This is a genomic window from Paraburkholderia sp. GAS199 (assembly GCF_050436585.1).
Taxonomy (GTDB): Bacteria; Pseudomonadota; Gammaproteobacteria; order Burkholderiales; family Burkholderiaceae; genus Paraburkholderia.
Window position 1 is genome coordinate 71,736 of record NZ_JBNDMM010000015.1, and the last position, 17,116, is coordinate 88,851.

Here is a 17,116-nt window from a genome sequence, read left to right on the forward strand (position 1 = left end):
GCTGCGCTGCACCTGGCGCGAGGCGCGAGGCGCTTCGGCGGGACACCAATCTTGCCGGCTCGACTGCGTAGGCCGATGGAGACGATGCGGCAGCGCCGCGTAAATTCGCCTGATTTGCTTCGAAACACAGACGGCGCACGTCGCGCCGCCTGGTTGTCGTTCAACGCTTGTTGGAGCCCGACACCACGTCGATCCACACGGCGAGCACCAGAATGCCGCCCTTCACGATCATCTGCCAGTACGCGTCGACGTCGAGCATCGACATGCCGTTGTCGAGGCTCGCCATCACCAGCGCGCCGATCAGCGCGCCGTAGACCGTGCCCGAGCCGCCGCGCATCGACGTGCCGCCGATGAAGCACGCCGCGATCGCGTCGAGTTCGCCCATCGATCCCGCCGACGGCGAACCCGCCGCCAGCCGCGCCGTGTTCACGATGCCGCCGAATGCGCACATGAGCCCCATCAGCGCGAAAATTGCGAGCTTTACGCGATTGGTGTTCACACCCGAGAGCCGGGTGGCTTCGAGATTCGAGCCCACGGCATAGATGCGCCGTCCGAACACGGTTTGCGTGGCGATCCACGTGAAGATGCCGAGCAGCGCCAGCAATAGCAGCACGGGCACCGGAATGCCGCCGTAGCGGTCGAGCGTGGCCACGAAGGCGGCGAGAATCACGCCCGCGCCGACCACCTTCACCACGTCCTGCCATATGGGCACGACCGACAACTGGTAACGCTCGCGGTTGCGCCGTTGCCGCAAGGTCAGAAAGGCCAGCACGACGAACAGCACCACGGCGAGCGTGTCGCCCGCGAGTCGCGGCAAATAGCCTTGTCCGACGAACACGAAACCATCAGACACCGGCGCGATCGTGGAGCCGCCCGTCACGCCGAGCAGAATGCCGCGATACGCGAGCATGCCGCCGAGTCCCACGATAAACGACGGCACGCGCCGATACGTCGACCACCAGCCGTTGAACATGCCGACCAGCACGCCGAGCACCATCACCACCGGCACCGTGACGCCGATCGGCCAGTGCCGGTTGACGTCGAGAATCGCCGCCACGCCACCCAGCAATCCGAGCAGCGAGCCGACCGACAGATCGATTTCACCCGCGATGATGACGAACACCATGCCGCACGCGAGCATGCCGGTGATCGACATCTGCCGCAGCAGATTCGACAGATTGCGCGGCGTCACGAAGGCACCGTGCGTGAGCGTGGAGAAGAACAGCCAGATAGCCGCCACGGCAATCAGCAGCGCGAGAATCTTGTAGCGCGCGAACAGTTGCTGGAGTCGTTGCGGACCGCCGAATGCGCCGCGCGAAGCGGCGGCCTCGGTGGGTCGGGAAGTAACGTCGGGAGTCATGCGGCACTCGCTGCGGTAGAGACGGTTGAGTTCGGCGTTCGCGGCACGGCGCGAATCGCGGCGCTGAGAATGTCTTCCTGCGTCAGGCCTTCGTTGATGAAATCGCCGCGCAATTCGCCTTCGCCGATCACCAGTACTCGATCGCTGATGCCGAGTACTTCCGGCAATTCCGACGACACCATCACGATCGACATGCCGCGTTGCGCGAGCTGGAAAATCAGCTTGTAAATTTCGAATTTCGCACCGACATCGACGCCGCGCGTCGGCTCGTCGAGGATCAGCACTTTCGGGTTGGTCAGCAGCATGCGCGTCAGCACGGCTTTTTGCTGATTGCCGCCGGAGAGGCTGGCGATCGGCAGCATGGGATGCGCGGCGCGCACCGAGAGCCGTTTCATTTCGGTGTGAATGGTGTCGAGTTCCGCGGCGGAATCGATGCGGCCGCCCGCAGCGAAGCGCTGTAATACCGCCAGCGTGATGTTATGGCCGACGCTCAGGCCCGGCACAATGCCGTCGCGCTTGCGGTCTTCCGGCACCATGCCGATACCGGCGCGAATCGCGTCGACGGGCGCGCGGATTTTCAGCGGTTTGCCTTCCATCACCACGCTCGCTTCGCTCACGCCCGGATAGGCGCCGAAAATCGCCTGCATCAACTCCGTGCGCCCCGCTCCGACCAGACCGGCCACGCCGAGAATCTCGCCGCGCCGCAAAGTGAACGACACGTCGTCGACGCGCTTGCGGCGCGAATTGGTGACGTCGAAACAGGTCACGTGCCGCGCTTCGAAGATCACGTCGCCGATCGGATGCGGTTCGCGCGGAAAGAGGTTCTTGATTTCGCGACCCACCATCAGCGAGATGATGCGGTTGGTGGTGAGTGCATGCATCGGCTCGGTCGCCACGTGACGGCCGTCGCGAATCACGCTGATGGTGTCGCACACGGCTTCCACTTCGTCGAGCTTGTGCGAGATATACACGCAGGCCACGCCGCGCCGTTTCAGATCCCGCACGATGTCGAGCAGAATGCGAATCTCGGATGCCGTGAGCGACGAAGAAGGCTCGTCGAGTATCAACAGCTTGGCGCGCTTGTTGAGCGCCTTGGCAATTTCGATCAGCTGCTGATGACCGCCACCGTAGTTCATCACCGGCTGCGCGGCATTGATGCCGCTGATGCCGAGCTCGCGCAGCAGTTCATCGGCGCGTTGATACATCGCGGCGTAATTCATGCGGCCACCGGGCAGCGTGATTTCGTTGCCGAGAAAAATGTTCTCCGCCACCGAAAGCTGCGGCACCAGCATCAGTTCCTGGTGAATGATGATGATGCCGGCGCGCTCGGTGTCCCGCACGCTCGCGGCTTTCAGCGGCTCGCCTTCCCACGTGATTTCGCCGTCCCACGTGCCATGCGGATAGACACCGGAGAGCACTTTCATCAGCGTGGATTTGCCCGCGCCGTTTTCACCGCACAGGCCGACACACTCGCCGGGCGCAACGGTAAGGTCGATGCCGTCGAGTGCTTTTACGCCGGAAAACGCTTTGACGATGCCGCGCATCGTCAGTAGGGGTTGCGTCATGCGCTATGCCTCGCTGCATGGCGCGCGGCAACACCGGTTCGTCCCACGTCACGCGGACGAACCGGCGCGCACCGCGCGCACGTTACGCTCATTGGCTCGCGAGCTGGGCCTGCGTGTAGAAGCCATCCTTGACCACCACATCCACATTGCTCTTCGTCAGCAAGGTGGGTTGCAGCAGCACGGTATCGACTTTCTTTCTGCCATTGTCGTATTGCGCGTTATAGGCGGGCTTCTCGCCCTTCGCAAGCGCAACGGAGAGCTTGGCCGCCTCACCCGCGATCAGCTTGAGCGGCTTGTAGACGGTCATGGTCTGCGTGCCGGCAATCACGCGCTTGACGGCGGCGAGGTCGGCGTCCTGCCCGGACACCGGCACTTTGCCCGCCATATGCTGCGCTGCAAGCGCCTGAATCGCGCCGCCGGCAGTGCCGTCGTTCGACGCCACGATGGCATCGATCTTGTTGTTGTTCGCCGTCAGCGCGTCTTCTACGATACGCAGCGCCGTGGACGCGCTCCATTCCGGCACCCACTGCTGGCCGACCAGTTTGATGTCGCCTTTGTCGATGGCGGGCTTGAGCACCTTGAGCTGGCCTTCACGCAGCATCTTGGCGTTGTTGTCGGTCGGCGCGCCACCGAGCAGGAAGTAATTGCCCTTCGGCTGCGCATTGAAAACGCCTTGCGCCTGCAATTCGCCTACCTTCTCGTTATCGAAAGAGATATACGCATCGACGTCGGCGTCGAGAATCAGGCGGTCATACGAAACGACCTTGATGCCTGCCTTTTTCGCTTCCGCCACGACATTGCCGAGCGTCTTCGAATTGAACGGCACGATCACGATCACGTCGACGCCGCGCGAGATCAGGTTTTCGATTTGCGAAATCTGCCGCTCTTCGCTCGCGTCGGCCGATTGCACCGAGACTTTCGCGCCGAGTTTTTCCGCCGCGGCGACGAAATAATCGCGGTCACGCGACCAGCGCTCGACACGCAGGTCGTCGATACAGAAACCAATTTCGGGGTGATCCTTGCTTGCGTGCGCGAGCGGCGCGACAAGCGACAGACTGGCGAGCATCGCTGTGCAGACGAGCGAACTCAGAACGGTACGACGCGTTGCGAACTTCATGTCTCTCTCCTTCTTCTGATAGCCGGAATACCGGATTGGGCGGTCCGCGCTGCGAGCCGCGAAACCGGACAAGCGACAACCCAAAGCTTCTTTGTGTTCGCGCGGTCAGCGTGGCCGCGCGATTTTTTTGCCTTCTTGTTTCTGCCTGCTTCTTTTCCTTCTGATATTGCAACTGCTGCCAGACACGTTCAGCGCTGGCTATAAATCGCCTGATTGACGATGTTCTCCATCCGCTCCTGCTGACCGCTTGCATGCTGCGGATTGACGCCGCGCGTGACGGCATCCGCGGCCAGCGTCGAGAGCGAATAATCGCCCGAGAGAATCTTGCGGCCGAGATCGGCGTCCCAACCCGCGTAGCGCTGGCGTTTGAATTGCTCGAGGCGGTCGTTTTCGATCAGCACGGCCGCGCGTTCGACAGCGAGCGCGAGATTGTCGATGGCGCCGATATGGCCGTAAAAAAGATCTTCCGGATCGACGCTCTGACGACGCACTTTCGAATCGAAGTTCATGCCGCCCGTCTTGAAGCCGCCGTGTTTGAGAATTTCGTAGAAGGCCAGTGTGAGTTCTTCGACGCTATTCGGAAACTGGTCCGTATCCCAACCGTTTTGCGGATCGCCCCGGTTCGCATCGACACTGCCGAAAATACCCAGCGCGTACGCCGTCGCGATCTCGTGATGAAACGAGTGTCCGGCGAGCGTGGCGTGATTGGCCTCGATGTTCACGCGTATTTCTTTTTCGAGCCCGTATTGCAGCAGGAAGCCGTGCACGCTCGCGACATCGTAATCGTATTGATGCTTGGTGGGCTCCTGCGGTTTCGGCTCGATCAGCAGCGCGCCTTTGAAACCGATCTTATGCGCATGATCTACCACCATATGCAGGAATCGCGCGAGCTGATCGCGCTCGCGCACGAGGTCGGTATTGAGCAAGGTGTCGTAGCCTTCGCGTCCGCCCCACAGCACGTAGTTCTCGCCGCCGAGTTGCAACGTGGCGTCGAGCGCGTGGCGAACCTGGGTGGCGGCAAAGGCAAATACTTCGGGGTCCGGACTGGTTGCCGCGCCGGCCGCATAACGTGGATGCGAAAACAGATTGGCCGTACCCCAAAGCAGTTTGATGCCACTGTCCTGCTGCTTGCGCGCGAGGTAGGCCGCAATACGCGTGAAGTTTTCGCTGTACTCCTTGAGGCTCGAACCTTCGGGCGCCACGTCGGTATCGTGGAACGTGTAGTACGGCGTGCCGAGCTTGCTAAAGAATTCGAAAGCGGCGTCGGCCTTCTGTTGCGCCCGCTCCATGGCGTCGCCGGCCTGCTGCCACGGGCGGCGAAACGTGCCCTGACCGAAGATGTCCACGCCGGGCCACACGAACGTATGCCAGTAACACACGGCAATTCGCAGATGCTCTTCGAGTGTTTTCCCGAGTACTCGCCGGCTTTTGTCGTAATGTCGATACGCAAGCGGATTATCCGATTGCGGGCCTTCATAGCGGATCTCGGGAATGTGTTCGAAGTAGGACATCGGCGTCTCCTGTTGTATGTTGCACTGCAACCGTGCGACGGACCGCACCGGTCGACAAGGTGACGCCATGCTGCCGCGTGCGAGTTGCCTCGGCAATTGCGAAATTGCGCAGCCTGCTTGATGTTTCTTACCGCCCGCGCATTTTGTTTAACACCAGCGCGAGATTCGAGGCCTAGAATAACCAGACGCTTAAAAACGGTGCCGCGCCAGAACAGGACATTACGTCGACCCTACCCATGACCCGACCGCAATCACCTCAGACGACCCATCGGATCGCGCTGCTGTTCAACGCGAACAAGGTGTACGACCGCGAGATCATCACCGGTATCGGCAACTACCTGCTGTCCACTCGCGTGGCGTGGGATCTCTTTCTCGAAGAAGACTTTCGCTGCCGTCTCACGGGCATCGAGCGGTTCGACGGCGACGGCATCATCGCCGACTTCGACGACCCCGCCGTGGGCGAAGCATTGCGTGACTGCGCGCTGCCGGTGGTGGCGGTGGGCTCGTCGTTCGAAGACCCGGCGCACTATCCTCCGGACTTACCCTATATCGCCACCGACAACGCCAAACTCGTTTCGCTCGCCTACACGCATCTGATCGGCGCGGGCCTCGAACATTTCGCGCTCTACAGTCTGCCGCAGGCGCAGGAAAATCGCTGGGCGCAGCAGCGCGAACTCGCCTTTGCGCATCTGCGCGAGGCAGACGGTCACAGCGCCGAACAGACCCGCAGTGAGATTTATCGCGGGCTCTCCACCAGTGCGCCCTCGTGGAATCAGGCAACCGAACAACTCACGGCGTGGCTGCGTCAGTTGCCGAAACCGGTCGGCATTATCGCCGTGACCGACGCCCGCGCGCGCCACCTTCTGCAGGCTTGCCTGATCGCCGGCATTCCGGTGCCGGAAGAAGTGGCGATCATCGGCATCGACAACGATCCGCTTACTCGCACGCTCACCCGCATTCCGCTGTCTTCGGTCATTCAGGGCACCGAGGAAATGGGCCGCACCGCCGCTCACCTGTTGCACCAGATGCTGCACGGCGCACGCTTTCCAGGGCGGCGCATTCGCGTGCCGCCGGTCGGCATCAACGTACTGGAATCGACGCGCCATCAGCCGCTCGCGAGCCCGTATGTCATGCGAGCGCGGCATTTCATCCGGCAGTACGCCTGTCAGGGCATCCGCACCGAACAGGTGGCGGATTACGTGGGCGTGTCGCGTTCTTCGCTCGAAGAATACTTCCGGCGCGAGAGACAATGCACGGTGCACCAGGAAATCCTGCGCCATAAACTGGACGTGGCAAAAGCACTGCTGGCCAAACGCGACGCCTCCAGCGCGGAAGTTGCGATCCGCTGCGGCTTCACGTCCTTGCAATACATGTACGCGGTATTTCGCCGCGAACTCGGCTGTACGCCGCGCGAGTATCAGGAGCGCGCCAGTTCGACAGCCACACCGGGCTGAACACGCCACTACTTTTTGCCGCCCACCACATGATCAGCATCGCACCGCTTTCCTCCGAACCGTGGGGCACGCTGCCCGGCGGCGATCCCGTCCGGCTCTTCACGCTGCGCAATACGCACGGCATGAAAGTCGCCATCAGCGACCTCGGTGCGACGCTGGTGTCGTGGCATGCGCCGGACCGGGCCGGCCGTCTCGGCGACATTCTGCTCGGTCATGACACGCCCGCCGACTACGCTGCGGCCACCACCTACATGGGCGGCCTCGTAGGACGCTGGGCCAACCGGATTGCCGACGCGCGCTTCACGCTCGACGGTATCGACTACACGCTCGACCGCAACGAAGGCACCAACCTGCTGCACGGCGGCACGACCGGGTTTCATCGCGCGCTGTGGGACGCGAGCGAAGACAACGGCGCGCTCGTCATGCGACTGGAGTCGCCCGAAGGCGACGCCGGATTTCCCGGCAACGTGACGACGCAAGTGCGCTACACGCTCGACGACGACGGCACGCTGACCATCGCCTACGAAGCCGTCACCGACGCGGCGACGCCGCTCAATCTGACGAGTCATCCGTATTTCAACCTGACCGGCCAACCGAACACCGACATTCGCGGTCACATGCTGTCGATCGACGCCGACCGGTTCTTCGAAGTCGATGCCACGATGATTCCCTGCAACCTCGCCGACGTGGCGGGCAACGCCTTCGACTTCCGGCAAAGCGCGCCGATCGGCGCGCGGCTCGACTGGCCGCATGCGCAACTCGCGGTGGCCGGCGGCTTCGATCACTGCTACGTGCTGCGCGATAGCAGCGAGAGCGCGCAAAGCGCCGGGCAGGTGCGGCGCGTGGCCTGCGCCTACGATCCCGGCAGCGGCCGCGAACTCACGGTATCGACAGACCAACGCGGCTTACAGTTCTATAGCGGCAACTTTCTGAATGGCGACGTGGGACGCAACGGCGTTGCGTATCGAACGCACGCCGGTTTATGTCTCGAAGCGGGCGGCTTTCCGAACGAAGTGAATATGGCCGACCAGGAACAGGTGATCGTGCGCGCCGGCGGCGTCTACCAGCAGGTGACGCAGTATCGCGTCGATGTGCGCAGCAGCGTGTAAGCGCTCAACTCGTCGACAAACGCCGGTGTCCTTACAATTCCGACTTACTGTTTTCTGCAAGACTGAATTACCCGATTAGGTGTTTCCCCTGAGTAGGCCCGTTCCTAGAATCAGACCATTGGTTGCCGTGCGCGTCGTGCGCGCGTCACTGCCACGGATGGCAGACATGGCTCATCGGCGCCTTACAAAAATTCTCGGAGGGAAGCATCATGAAATCACTTATCCAGGCAGTTGCGTTGGCTGTCATTCTCGCCGCACCTGTTGCGTCGTTCGCGCAATCGGAACAGCCGCTGACCCGCGCGGAAGTGAAAGCGCAATTGAGTCAGATCGAGGCAGCGGGCTACAACCCGGCACGCGCCGTCGACTCCACCTACCCCGCCGATATCCAGGCCGCCGAGGCACGCGTCGCTGCGCAAAATAGCGCCACCGCTCAGGCCGACACGACTGGTTACGGTCCGGCGGCAAATGGTTCTTCGCAAACGGGCTCCAATACGCCGGCCGCAAACCAGTAAGCCCGGCGTCACGCCGATAGCGGCGCGGACGTAAAACGCCGCGCCGTTTTTGCGTGCAGTGAGCACGTTCGAATGGTTTCGACTCGTGTAAACTGCGCGCATGTCCGAAGCTATCGATTACCTCAATCCGGCCCTTCCCTCGGGCCTGCGCCGCGTCACCATGCCCGTGGTCGACGCGACTCCCGCCACGCTCGAAGGCTACGGCCGTCTCGTCGCCGATCCCAACGACTGCACTGTAGAAATCGTGCAATGGCCGGCCATGGGTTCGCGTCCCATCGACCCCGGCACGGGCGACGAAGCAGGAACCACCGAAGGCACGTTCATCAGCGAATGGCGCGGCGATATTCTTTACGGCCGCAACGAAGCAGTGGGCGGCAATTACATCCTCGCCTACGCCACGCAGCCTGAAACGGCGAACGAGCACCATACCGACGCGCCGCAATGCATGCTGCTGTGGCACGCGAACTATCATCCCGACGGCGGTCAACTATTCTTCCCGCTCGACGGCCGCCCGTTTTACGTGCCGCTGGCTCTGCCCGGTGACGACATCACGCCCGAGAAGTTCGTCTGCTTCCGTTTCGACGGAAGCCAGGGTCTCTACATTCATCCGAACATCTGGCACGAAGGCGTATTCACGCTCGAAGGCACGCAGCGCTTTTTCGACAAGCAAGGCGCGGTTCATGCACGCGTGTCGGTCGATTTCGCCCGCGAGTTCGGTTGTCTGCTCGAAGGGCCGATCGCGAACCGCGTCGGCTGATCGGTTCGTTAATCGGTGAAAGCTCGCATGCCCGACGCAATCACCTCCTGGTTCTGGAGCGGCGACGTTATCCGCAGCCGGCGTGTGAGCGACATCGTGCTGTCGGGCGTCGTCGAGGTTCCCCAGCCGTCTGCACGACTGCTGGCGGACTGGGAGCGTGAGATCGCGTCGAACATGGTTCTCGAAGCCGGCGACGTCGACACGCTGCCCCTGCCGCGAGCGCGGGTGCGCTGGCCCGATTACTCGCGCTGCGTAGAAGCCATGTCCGACTGGACGGGCTCGCTCGGGCTGTCCGGCGTGCTCGCCGAAAGCGACGTGGCGCTCATGGCCTGCCGCGGCGCGCGCTACCACCACGACGGCGCGCAGTACGGCAACGCCGCCTTCTGCAATCTGTTCGTGAGCGAAGACAAAGGACTGGACCTGCACTTCGCTTCACTGGATTTGCGCATTCCGCTGACGCGCGGCACCGCCGTCGTATTCGACACCGGCCAGCCGCACGGCGTGATTCGACGCGGCGCAAGCGGCTTCGACGCCGCGGATTTCATTCCCGCTCACGATCTCGTGCAGATCTTCCTGACGTGGGAGCTTGCCATCGAAGACCCGCGCGTGACACGAACGCTCGGCATCCGCTTCGACATCGGCGATAGCGCCTCGGCACCGGCCGAAGAAGAGCATATCCGCGTGAATGGCGAAGCGGCCGTGCTGTGTCCCGCTTCGGGCCGCTGGCAACGGCCCACCTGAATGGCCGCGCCTTGCCTTGTGCAAGCGCGAGTGCCGGTAAGCGCTTCTGTATGATGACGGCCTGGCACTCGACGGAAAGCCGCTAACGCGTGTTCCGGCCGCAAGCCGATGCCGACGCATTCATTCACGAAGACCCAGAGGAAGACCGCCATGACGGCCACTACGCAATTCGATCAGGTTTCTGTTGTCAAACGCGCCAACGTGTACTTCGACGGCAAGTGCATTTCGCACACCGTCCTGTTCGCCGACGGCACACGCAAGACGCTCGGCGTGATTCTGCCGGGCACGCTGAACTTCGGTGCCGACGCGCCCGAGCTGATGGAAGTGCAGGCCGGTCAATGCCGCATCCGTCTGGAAGGCAGCGATGAATGGAAAACCTACGGCGCCGGCGAGTCGTTTTCCGTGCCGGGTAAAAGCCGCTTCGATATCGACGTGATCGAAACGCTCGACTACGTCTGCAGTTATCTGTAAAAGCACGAGCGCCCGACACTGCACGCGGCTTCGCCTGCGTGCAGCGTCCGATGCGCGCTATTTCCCCGCTTCCCCGCCCAAACCGACGTCGTTCACTTCACGCGCAAACCGCCGCTTCCTTGCGCGCCCCGAGCAGATACCGGCCGACGCCGACAGTCAGCACCAGCGCCGCGACTTCGCACGCGGCTGCGGTCCAGCCAAGGGGCAGTGTACGGACCGGACGCAACGAGAAAAACGGCCTCGGGTTCCGAATAAAACGGACCGTGCAGTCCGTAATGGAGCGCGCGCGAAACCTCGGATTGCGGACAAGTCTGAAACGAGCGGAGTCGCCGGCTGTTTTTTCCGCGATGTAATCGCTCTGCCGCTGGTTCTTTTAATGCCAGAAAATCGCGGCCAGAATCGCACCGAACAGGCACCACTTCACGACGTAGTACACGGTGCGATTCCAGGCCTTCAGTGCCTTGGCCGCGCGGCGAACCGCGTAAATATAATGAAACGCGCGGTTCAACCCGCCAGTGCGATCACCAATCTCATTCGGCGACGCTGCTGCCCGCATCAGAAAGCCGCCCGCCGCATTCATTATCTTTTGCGCCCAACGGTATTTCATGGGCCGCTCGATATCGCAGAACAGAATGATCCGGTCCTGCTCCGTGGCATTGGCCGCGTGATGTAAATAGGTTTCGTCGAATACCACGTCTTCGCCGTCGCGCCACGAATAGGGAATACCGTCCACCACGATCGCGCAGCGGTCGTCGTTCGGTGTAATCAGACCGAGGTGATAACGCAGCGAACCGGCAAAAGGATCGCGATGCGGATTGAGCTTGCCGCCCGCCGGCAGCATGGCGAACATCGCCGCCTTCACCGACGGAATTTGCTGTAGCACTTCGATGGTGCGCGGACATAACGACGCCGCCGACGGATGCGGATCGTCATACCACTTCAGATAAAACCGCTTCCAGCCCGTGCGAAAAAACGAATTGAAGCCGATGTCGTTATATTTGTTCGCGGCCTGAATACGACTCGCCTCCCACAGCGCGAGTGCTTCTTCCCGGAAGGTTCTCCATTCCGATTTCAGCAAGGCAAGTTCTGGGAATTCGGACGGCGCGATATACGGCGTATTGGGTACACCGGAGAACAGATACGCAATGCAATTAAGCGGCGCCGTGAAGGTGGAGTGATCAGAAAATTGTCTGAAGAAACTTCCGTGCCGCGCCTTGCCACGACAGTGAATATAGATTGCGCACCCAACGAAAAGAATCAGGATAGCCCAACGCATTGCACAGATCTGAAGTCATGTTCGACACGAAAAAATTATACGAGGCTTTAAAAAAAACTTCAGATACCGTGCCACTGCCGCGAGCGTGCGACTCGACTTTCCGGCCCCGGATTGAAACCTGTGGAAATACTTTCACGTCGCTTGCCAGCGTCATTTCACGAGAAAGCCTGCCACAATTCTTCTGCGTATTAGGGATGTCAACGAGGGACGTAAAGCTCGCGTCACGCTGCGAGTGGTCGCGCACTTAATCACGACAGAAGTTCTCGACAACGATGAAGGCCAACTGGACTTTTGTTCTCGCCGGCGCAGTACTTTGCGTGAGCGCGAGCCGCGCCGAGGCACAGGAATTCGCGCTCTATACCGGTCCGCTGACCGGCGACGGAAGTCACTCGTACTCGTGGGCAATGGACTACACCGAAGGCTTCGGTCAGTACTTTGCCGGCAGCTTTACCTGGCTAAACGAAGGCCATATGCCTAACAATCACCGCGACGGGCAACTGGTTCAGGTCTGGGGACGTCTGCCGCTCGCGCAGCGTCGTTTCGTCGTCGCGTTCGGCGTGGGTCCGTATCGCTACTTCGATACCGAGGCCGCGGAACAGGGCAAAGACTATTCGAACACGCACGGCTGGGGCGTCGTGTACAGCGCGCGCGCCACCTGGTATTCCACTGCGCGCTGGACAGCGAATCTGCAGTTCAATCATGTTCAGGTCGCGAACGGACCATCCACGAATGCGGTGATGCTCGGCGTCGGTTATCAACTCGACGCGCCAGATTCGCCCGGCCCGCGCGATTTCGCTTTGCCCCGCTCGCACAAAGTCACGAACAACGAAATCACGTTCATGGCGGGCACCACGATTCTCAACAGCCTCGAGTCGCAAACGTCGGCGGCGGAAGCCATCGAATACCGGCGCGGCATCACCAACTATCTCGACGCCACGCTCGGCTATCTGCACGAAGGTAATGGCCTCGTCGCGCGACGCGACGGCGCCACCGCGCAACTCTGGCTCACGCGCGCGTTTTTCGACGACCGTCTTTCGCTCGGCGTCGGCGCGGGCGCGTACGCCGCAATTCATCACGGCAGTTCGAACGAAGACCGCGATACCGGCGACGGCATTCTCTCGGGACTCGTTTCGGTGTCGGCTTCCTATCGTTTCGCGCAGCACTGGTCGGCGCGCGTCACGTGGAATCGCGTCGTCACGCGCTACAGCCGCGACACCGACGTGATATTGGGCGGCATCGGCTATCGCTTCTAGCGAACCCCGGCGTTTCCGATAAGAAAAGATTGCGGCAAGTTTCAAACCGGAATCGCTCTACCTGTATGGCGTGTTTGTCTGGCGGCAAAGACGGCTGCGTTCGAATGTTAATATCGGAAACACCGAGCGCTTGCAAAGCGTGCATTTGAAGCAGCCATCCTCATGGACACCCACATCACCAAATCCGCCGATCCCTCCACCACCGACCTCGGCCGCCGGGTGCGCGCCGCGCGGCAGGCGCAGGATCTGACGCTGGAAACCGCGAGCCGTCTGTGCGGCGTTTCCCGATCGACACTCTCGAAAGTGGAAAACGGGCTCATGTCCCCCACTTTCGACGTGCTGCAGAAAATCGTCCTAGGATTGAAGATCGAAATCGGCGAACTGTTCGGCTCGACGCCGAAAGTCAGCGCAAGCGGCCGCCGTGCCCTGACTCGCAAAGACGAAGGCCAGCGCCACGCGTATCGCGGCTATCAGATGGAACTGCTGGCAACGGACCTCGCGCACAAGGCGATGCTGCCGTTCCGGATCCGTATCTCCGCGCATACGCTCGACGCGTTCGACGACTGGGGCCGCCACGAAGGCGAAGAGTTTCTGTATGTGATCAGCGGCAGCGTGTGCCTGTATTCGGAGCTATACGCGCCCACGCACCTGAACGCCGGCGATAGCCTTTACTTCGACAGCCGCACCGGCCACGCCGCGGTCTCCACCAGCGAAGAAGACGCGGAAGTTCTGTGGATGGCGACCGGCGCCGATCTGGCGCAGGTCACGCCTGCCGGGTCGCCGAAAAAGTAGCGCCGACGGGCGCAGCGGGCGCGGGCAGTCTCGCTCAGGCGCCCGCCGGTTCGCGCGCCTGAGCCAAGGCACCGAGGTTGCCTTCGCCGAAACCGTGATGCCCTTTGCGCTGCACGATTTCGAAGAAAATCTCGCCCGCGCGGCGGTGCACGAACGTCTGAAAAAACAGCAGCGGCACACCGTCCGCGCCAATCTCGCCGTCCACCAGCACATGCGTGCGCCTGAGCCGCTCGATATCGAGACCGTGGCCCGGCAAGCGCGCATCGAGCTGCTCGTAATAGCGCGGCGGCGGTTCGACGAATTCCACGCCGTTCGCCTGCAGCTGCTCGACGCACGTGAAAATGTCGTCGGTGGCGAGCGCAATATGCTGCACACCTTCGCCCGGATGATCCGGCAAATATTCGTGCATCAGGTTCGTGCGCCGCGTGCCTTCCTCGTATAACGGAATGCGGATCGCGCCGCAGGGCGACACCATGACCCGAGATTCCGCCGCGACGTGCCAGTTGGCATGCAACTCGTGGATTTCCCGGAAGTTGAGCAGGTCGCGATAAAAATCGAGCCATTCCTGCATGCGGCCCTCGCCGACCGTCTGCGTCAGGTGGTCGACTGCGACGAGGCCCGTGCCGGCATGACTGAGGTCGGCCTGAGCGGTGTCGATTTCGATGGGGCGGAAGTCGATGTCGAAGATCGAGATGTCGCCGAGGCCGCCGCGCTGGCCGCCACGGCCGCGCCAACGGTCGACGAAATAGATGTGCGAGTCGCCAATGCCCTGAATGGCCGGAATCAGCAGTTCGCCTGCGCCGAGCCGTTCGCCTTCGAATGCCCACGCACCGAGTTCGATCGCGCGATCGAAGGCGCGCTGCGCGTCGGCCACGCGAATGCCGATCGCGCAAATGCCCGCGCCGTATTCCTCGGCGTAACGCGCGGCAAACGAATCGGGCTCGGCGTTCAGCAGGAACTGCATTTCGCCTTGGCGGTACAGCGTGACGTCCTTGCTGATATGGCGCGCAATCGCCTTGAAGCCGAGTTTGGTGAAGGTGTCGGCCAGCACCTGGGGCTCGCGCGTGGCGAACTCCACGAATTCGAGGCCGGCAGTGCCGAGCGGATTGTGCTCAGGAACCGACACGGCGCGCAGCGCGGCGTCTGGAGTGGGCAAGTCGCTAGGCATGGCAATCTCCTTGTACAGTCATTCGACGCTGTGTCACGGCGCAAAGCATGGTGTGCCGCAGCAAATCGGCAGCGCGACGGCTTTTGAACCGTGTTTGTACACCGGCTGACGGTGCGTTCGCAACCTTCATTTTGTACTGACTGGTTCACTCGCGCGGACGTTTGCAGCGGTCCCGCTTCGAACGGCGCGCGGCATCAATGTTTTGGCAAGGTGGCGCGACTGCGCTTGCGTGCGCCCTTGCCGCTCGCGACGGCTGCCGGCCTCGCGCTGCTCGCGGCCGAGGCCGCTGTCATGCGCTGCCGGGCCACTTCGCGCACCGCGTCGATCAACGCGCGGCCGACTGCCGACGGTTGCGTGTCCGAACGCCGGATCAATCCGACGGGTTCGTCCGTGCCCGCGAACGGCAATGGCAAACGCACCAGCATGCCGTGCGCCAGCTCGTACTCGACGGCGCTCAGCGGCACGAACCACACCGCGCCGTTCTCCAGCGCCAACGCCCGGCCGGTCGACACCGACAGCACTTCGATGAAGCCCGACAGCGGCGCCACGCCCCATGCGCTGAGCAAACTCTCGGCCGACTGCCGGATCAGCGTGCCGAACGGCGGCAAGACCACCGGATAGTCGTCCAGCGACGTGGCCGGCAAACCCGGCCCCGACGCCAGCGGATGACCGGCGCGCACCACCGCGATCAGCGGCTCGCTGAATAGCTGCTCGAAGCTTAAGCCCACCATGCGTTCGGGGTCCGCGAGACGGCCAATTGCAAATTCGATGGTGCCGGCCTTCAGGCGTTCGAGCAGTTCGGGATTGGCGCCGGTCGCGAGCCGCACGATCACACGCGGCCATTGCGCGGCGAACAGTTTCAGCACTGGCGGAATGAGCACGGCGGCGACGGTCGGCAGAACGCCGATTTCCAGCGTCGCCGCGGGAGCGCCTTCGGCGCGCGCCAATAAATCGACGCCCTGACGCAGCGCGGCCACGCAGGCGCTCGCATGCGGCATGAAAAGCTGACCCTCGCGCGTCGGGACGGCGCCGTGCCGGCCGCGCTCGAACAGCTTCACGCCGAGAATCGCCTCCAGTTCGGCGACCGTCTTGGAGACGGCCGGCTGGGTGATCGACAGGCTCTCAGCGGCCCGCTGTACGCCGCCGAACTGGGCGACGGCCAGAAAGCACTGGAGATGACGGAATTTGACGCGGCTGTCCGCGAGGCTGCGTTGCATAACGGCAGGTTATACGAAAAGGGCGAAAACGTCATTTTGCATAACCGATCAGGTTAGATAAAGTCGCTCCACAAACCTATCCCACAATTCCCCCAAGGAGACATCGATGGACGATTCCTTTCTCTCCGCGCGCGACTTCGCGTCCCACCCGGCTTACGTCTATCCCGGCTACGGTTCCTCGGTCAAACGCGGCCCGACGCTGCCGCTGATCCCGCTGAAGGAAAAACTGCGCGACCAGCGCGTGCCGGTCTACGGCACCGACGACCTCGGCGCACTCGACCACGACCTGACGCGCAACGCCGTGCGCAACGGCGAGCCGCTCGGCGAACGCATCATCGTGACGGGGCGCGTGCTCGACGAAGGCGGCCGCCCGGTGCGCAATACGCTGGTTGAAATCTGGCAGGCCAATGCGGCCGGCCGTTACGTGCACAAGGCCGATCAGCACGACGCGCCGCTCGATCCGAACTTCCTCGGCGCCGGCCGCTGCATCACCGACAACGAAGGCCGCTACCGTTTCCTGACGATCAAGCCGGGTGCCTATCCGTGGGGCAATCATCCGAACGCATGGCGTCCGAACCATATTCACTTTTCGCTGTTCGGCGACCATTTCGGCTCGCGACTCGTCACGCAGATGTATTTTCCGGGCGATCCGCTGCTGGCTTTCGATCCGATCTTCCAGGGCACGCCGGAACACGCGCGCGACCGTCTGATCGCGAATTTCTCGCTCGACACCACGCAAGAGGCCTATGCGCTCGGCTACGACTTCGACATCGTGCTGCGCGGCCGCAACGAAACCCCGATGGAGCGCTAAGC

At 62.3% G+C, this 17,116-nt stretch carries 16 protein-coding genes; 9 read left to right on the top strand and 7 right to left on the bottom strand.

The window, feature by feature from the left end; all coding sequences use genetic code 11:
- Window positions 1-160: 160 nt before the first annotated feature.
- The 4 genes from P3T18_RS36135 to xylA all read right to left on the bottom strand — a co-directional run bounded on the left by P3T18_RS36135 (window position 161) and on the right by xylA (window position 5,553).
- Entirely contained in the window at window positions 161-1,360 is a 1,200-nt protein-coding gene (locus P3T18_RS36135) for a sugar ABC transporter permease (RefSeq protein WP_429304739.1), read from the bottom strand.
- Window positions 1,357-2,925 (bottom strand): D-xylose ABC transporter ATP-binding protein, encoded by a 1,569-nt coding sequence (gene xylG, locus P3T18_RS36140; RefSeq protein ID WP_429304740.1) that lies wholly within the window; start codon window positions 2,923-2,925, stop codon window positions 1,357-1,359. Before xylG ends, P3T18_RS36135 begins: the two co-directional genes overlap by 4 nt.
- A gap of 88 nt (window positions 2,926-3,013) precedes the next feature.
- Window positions 3,014-4,042: a D-xylose ABC transporter substrate-binding protein gene (xylF, locus tag P3T18_RS36145; RefSeq protein ID WP_429304741.1), complete on the bottom strand. Its 1,029-nt coding sequence runs from the start codon at window positions 4,040-4,042 to the stop codon at window positions 3,014-3,016.
- A 188-nt stretch (window positions 4,043-4,230) separates the two neighbouring features.
- On the bottom strand, window positions 4,231-5,553 hold the full coding sequence (gene xylA / locus P3T18_RS36150) for a xylose isomerase (protein WP_429304742.1): 1,323 nt from the start codon (window positions 5,551-5,553) through the stop codon (window positions 4,231-4,233).
- Window positions 5,554-5,789: 236 nt separating this feature from the next.
- Here xylA and P3T18_RS36155 point away from each other — a divergent pair, with 236 nt between their 5' ends.
- The 6 genes from P3T18_RS36155 (at window position 5,790) to P3T18_RS36180 (ending at window position 10,597) form a co-directional block, all read left to right on the top strand.
- Complete coding sequence (locus P3T18_RS36155) at window positions 5,790-7,007, top strand: XylR family transcriptional regulator (RefSeq protein WP_429304743.1); 1,218 nt, start codon at window positions 5,790-5,792, stop codon at window positions 7,005-7,007.
- A gap of 29 nt (window positions 7,008-7,036) precedes the next feature.
- Window positions 7,037-8,116, top strand: coding sequence for an aldose epimerase family protein (locus tag P3T18_RS36160; RefSeq protein WP_429304744.1), 1,080 nt, complete (start codon window positions 7,037-7,039; stop codon window positions 8,114-8,116).
- Window positions 8,117-8,325: 209 nt separating this feature from the next.
- Entirely contained in the window at window positions 8,326-8,628 is a 303-nt protein-coding gene (locus P3T18_RS36165; RefSeq protein WP_429304745.1) for a DUF4148 domain-containing protein, read from the top strand.
- A 100-nt stretch (window positions 8,629-8,728) separates the two neighbouring features.
- Window positions 8,729-9,385 carry an ureidoglycolate lyase gene (locus tag P3T18_RS36170; protein WP_429304746.1) on the top strand — a complete coding sequence of 219 codons (657 nt, stop codon included), beginning with the start codon at window positions 8,729-8,731 and terminating at the stop codon, window positions 9,383-9,385.
- Between the two features lie 27 nt (window positions 9,386-9,412).
- On the top strand, window positions 9,413-10,126 hold the full coding sequence (locus P3T18_RS36175; protein ID WP_429304747.1) for a hypothetical protein: 714 nt from the start codon (window positions 9,413-9,415) through the stop codon (window positions 10,124-10,126).
- A gap of 150 nt (window positions 10,127-10,276) precedes the next feature.
- A complete protein-coding gene (locus P3T18_RS36180; protein ID WP_429304748.1) occupies window positions 10,277-10,597 on the top strand; it encodes a pyrimidine/purine nucleoside phosphorylase in 321 nt (106 codons plus the stop codon).
- 373 nt (window positions 10,598-10,970) lie between these two features.
- On the opposite strand, the gene P3T18_RS36185 is transcribed toward P3T18_RS36180, so the two are convergent.
- Entirely contained in the window at window positions 10,971-11,873 is a 903-nt protein-coding gene (locus tag P3T18_RS36185) for an aspartyl/asparaginyl beta-hydroxylase domain-containing protein (protein ID WP_429304749.1), read from the bottom strand.
- 272 nt (window positions 11,874-12,145) lie between these two features.
- On the opposite strand from P3T18_RS36185, the gene P3T18_RS36190 reads away from it, so the two are divergent.
- Window positions 12,146-13,126: a hypothetical protein gene (locus P3T18_RS36190; protein ID WP_429304750.1), complete on the top strand. Its 981-nt coding sequence runs from the start codon at window positions 12,146-12,148 to the stop codon at window positions 13,124-13,126.
- Window positions 13,127-13,288: 162 nt separating this feature from the next.
- A complete protein-coding gene (locus tag P3T18_RS36195; protein WP_429304751.1) occupies window positions 13,289-13,918 on the top strand; it encodes a helix-turn-helix domain-containing protein in 630 nt (209 codons plus the stop codon).
- Window positions 13,919-13,952: 34 nt separating this feature from the next.
- Here the strand turns inward: P3T18_RS36195 and P3T18_RS36200 are convergent, their stop codons facing one another.
- Together P3T18_RS36200 and pcaQ are read right to left on the bottom strand one after the other, a co-directional pair.
- Window positions 13,953-15,086 (bottom strand): 4-hydroxyphenylpyruvate dioxygenase family protein, encoded by a 1,134-nt coding sequence (locus tag P3T18_RS36200; protein WP_429304752.1) that lies wholly within the window; start codon window positions 15,084-15,086, stop codon window positions 13,953-13,955.
- Between the two features lie 194 nt (window positions 15,087-15,280).
- Window positions 15,281-16,303 carry a pca operon transcription factor PcaQ gene (gene pcaQ / locus P3T18_RS36205; protein WP_429304753.1) on the bottom strand — a complete coding sequence of 341 codons (1,023 nt, stop codon included), beginning with the start codon at window positions 16,301-16,303 and terminating at the stop codon, window positions 15,281-15,283.
- Between the two features lie 106 nt (window positions 16,304-16,409).
- Here pcaQ and pcaH point away from each other — a divergent pair, with 106 nt between their 5' ends.
- Window positions 16,410-17,114 (top strand): protocatechuate 3,4-dioxygenase subunit beta, encoded by a 705-nt coding sequence (gene pcaH / locus P3T18_RS36210; protein ID WP_408497864.1) that lies wholly within the window; start codon window positions 16,410-16,412, stop codon window positions 17,112-17,114.
- Window positions 17,115-17,116: the final 2 nt, after the last annotated feature.

What these genes read in the sequence shown, in the direction of transcription:
- P3T18_RS36160 (WP_429304744.1), top strand. Translation starts at nt 7,037, where the DNA reads ATGATCAGCATCGCACCGCTTTCCTCCGAACCGTGGGGCACGCTGCCC.
- P3T18_RS36170 (WP_429304746.1), top strand. Translation starts at nt 8,729, where the DNA reads ATGTCCGAAGCTATCGATTACCTCAATCCGGCCCTTCCCTCGGGCCTG.
- xylA (WP_429304742.1), bottom strand. Translation starts at nt 5,553, where the DNA reads ATGTCCTACTTCGAACACATTCCCGAGATCCGCTATGAAGGCCCGCAA.
- xylG (WP_429304740.1), bottom strand. Translation starts at nt 2,925, where the DNA reads ATGACGCAACCCCTACTGACGATGCGCGGCATCGTCAAAGCGTTTTCC.
- P3T18_RS36195 (WP_429304751.1), top strand. Translation starts at nt 13,289, where the DNA reads ATGGACACCCACATCACCAAATCCGCCGATCCCTCCACCACCGACCTC.
- pcaH (WP_408497864.1), top strand. Translation starts at nt 16,410, where the DNA reads ATGGACGATTCCTTTCTCTCCGCGCGCGACTTCGCGTCCCACCCGGCT.
- P3T18_RS36155 (WP_429304743.1), top strand. Translation starts at nt 5,790, where the DNA reads ATGACCCGACCGCAATCACCTCAGACGACCCATCGGATCGCGCTGCTG.
- P3T18_RS36185 (WP_429304749.1), bottom strand. Translation starts at nt 11,873, where the DNA reads ATGCGTTGGGCTATCCTGATTCTTTTCGTTGGGTGCGCAATCTATATT.
- xylF (WP_429304741.1), bottom strand. Translation starts at nt 4,042, where the DNA reads ATGAAGTTCGCAACGCGTCGTACCGTTCTGAGTTCGCTCGTCTGCACA.
- P3T18_RS36200 (WP_429304752.1), bottom strand. Translation starts at nt 15,086, where the DNA reads ATGCCTAGCGACTTGCCCACTCCAGACGCCGCGCTGCGCGCCGTGTCG.
- pcaQ (WP_429304753.1), bottom strand. Translation starts at nt 16,303, where the DNA reads ATGCAACGCAGCCTCGCGGACAGCCGCGTCAAATTCCGTCATCTCCAG.
- P3T18_RS36135 (WP_429304739.1), bottom strand. Translation starts at nt 1,360, where the DNA reads ATGACTCCCGACGTTACTTCCCGACCCACCGAGGCCGCCGCTTCGCGC.
- P3T18_RS36165 (WP_429304745.1), top strand. Translation starts at nt 8,326, where the DNA reads ATGAAATCACTTATCCAGGCAGTTGCGTTGGCTGTCATTCTCGCCGCA.
- P3T18_RS36175 (WP_429304747.1), top strand. Translation starts at nt 9,413, where the DNA reads ATGCCCGACGCAATCACCTCCTGGTTCTGGAGCGGCGACGTTATCCGC.
- P3T18_RS36190 (WP_429304750.1), top strand. Translation starts at nt 12,146, where the DNA reads ATGAAGGCCAACTGGACTTTTGTTCTCGCCGGCGCAGTACTTTGCGTG.
- P3T18_RS36180 (WP_429304748.1), top strand. Translation starts at nt 10,277, where the DNA reads ATGACGGCCACTACGCAATTCGATCAGGTTTCTGTTGTCAAACGCGCC.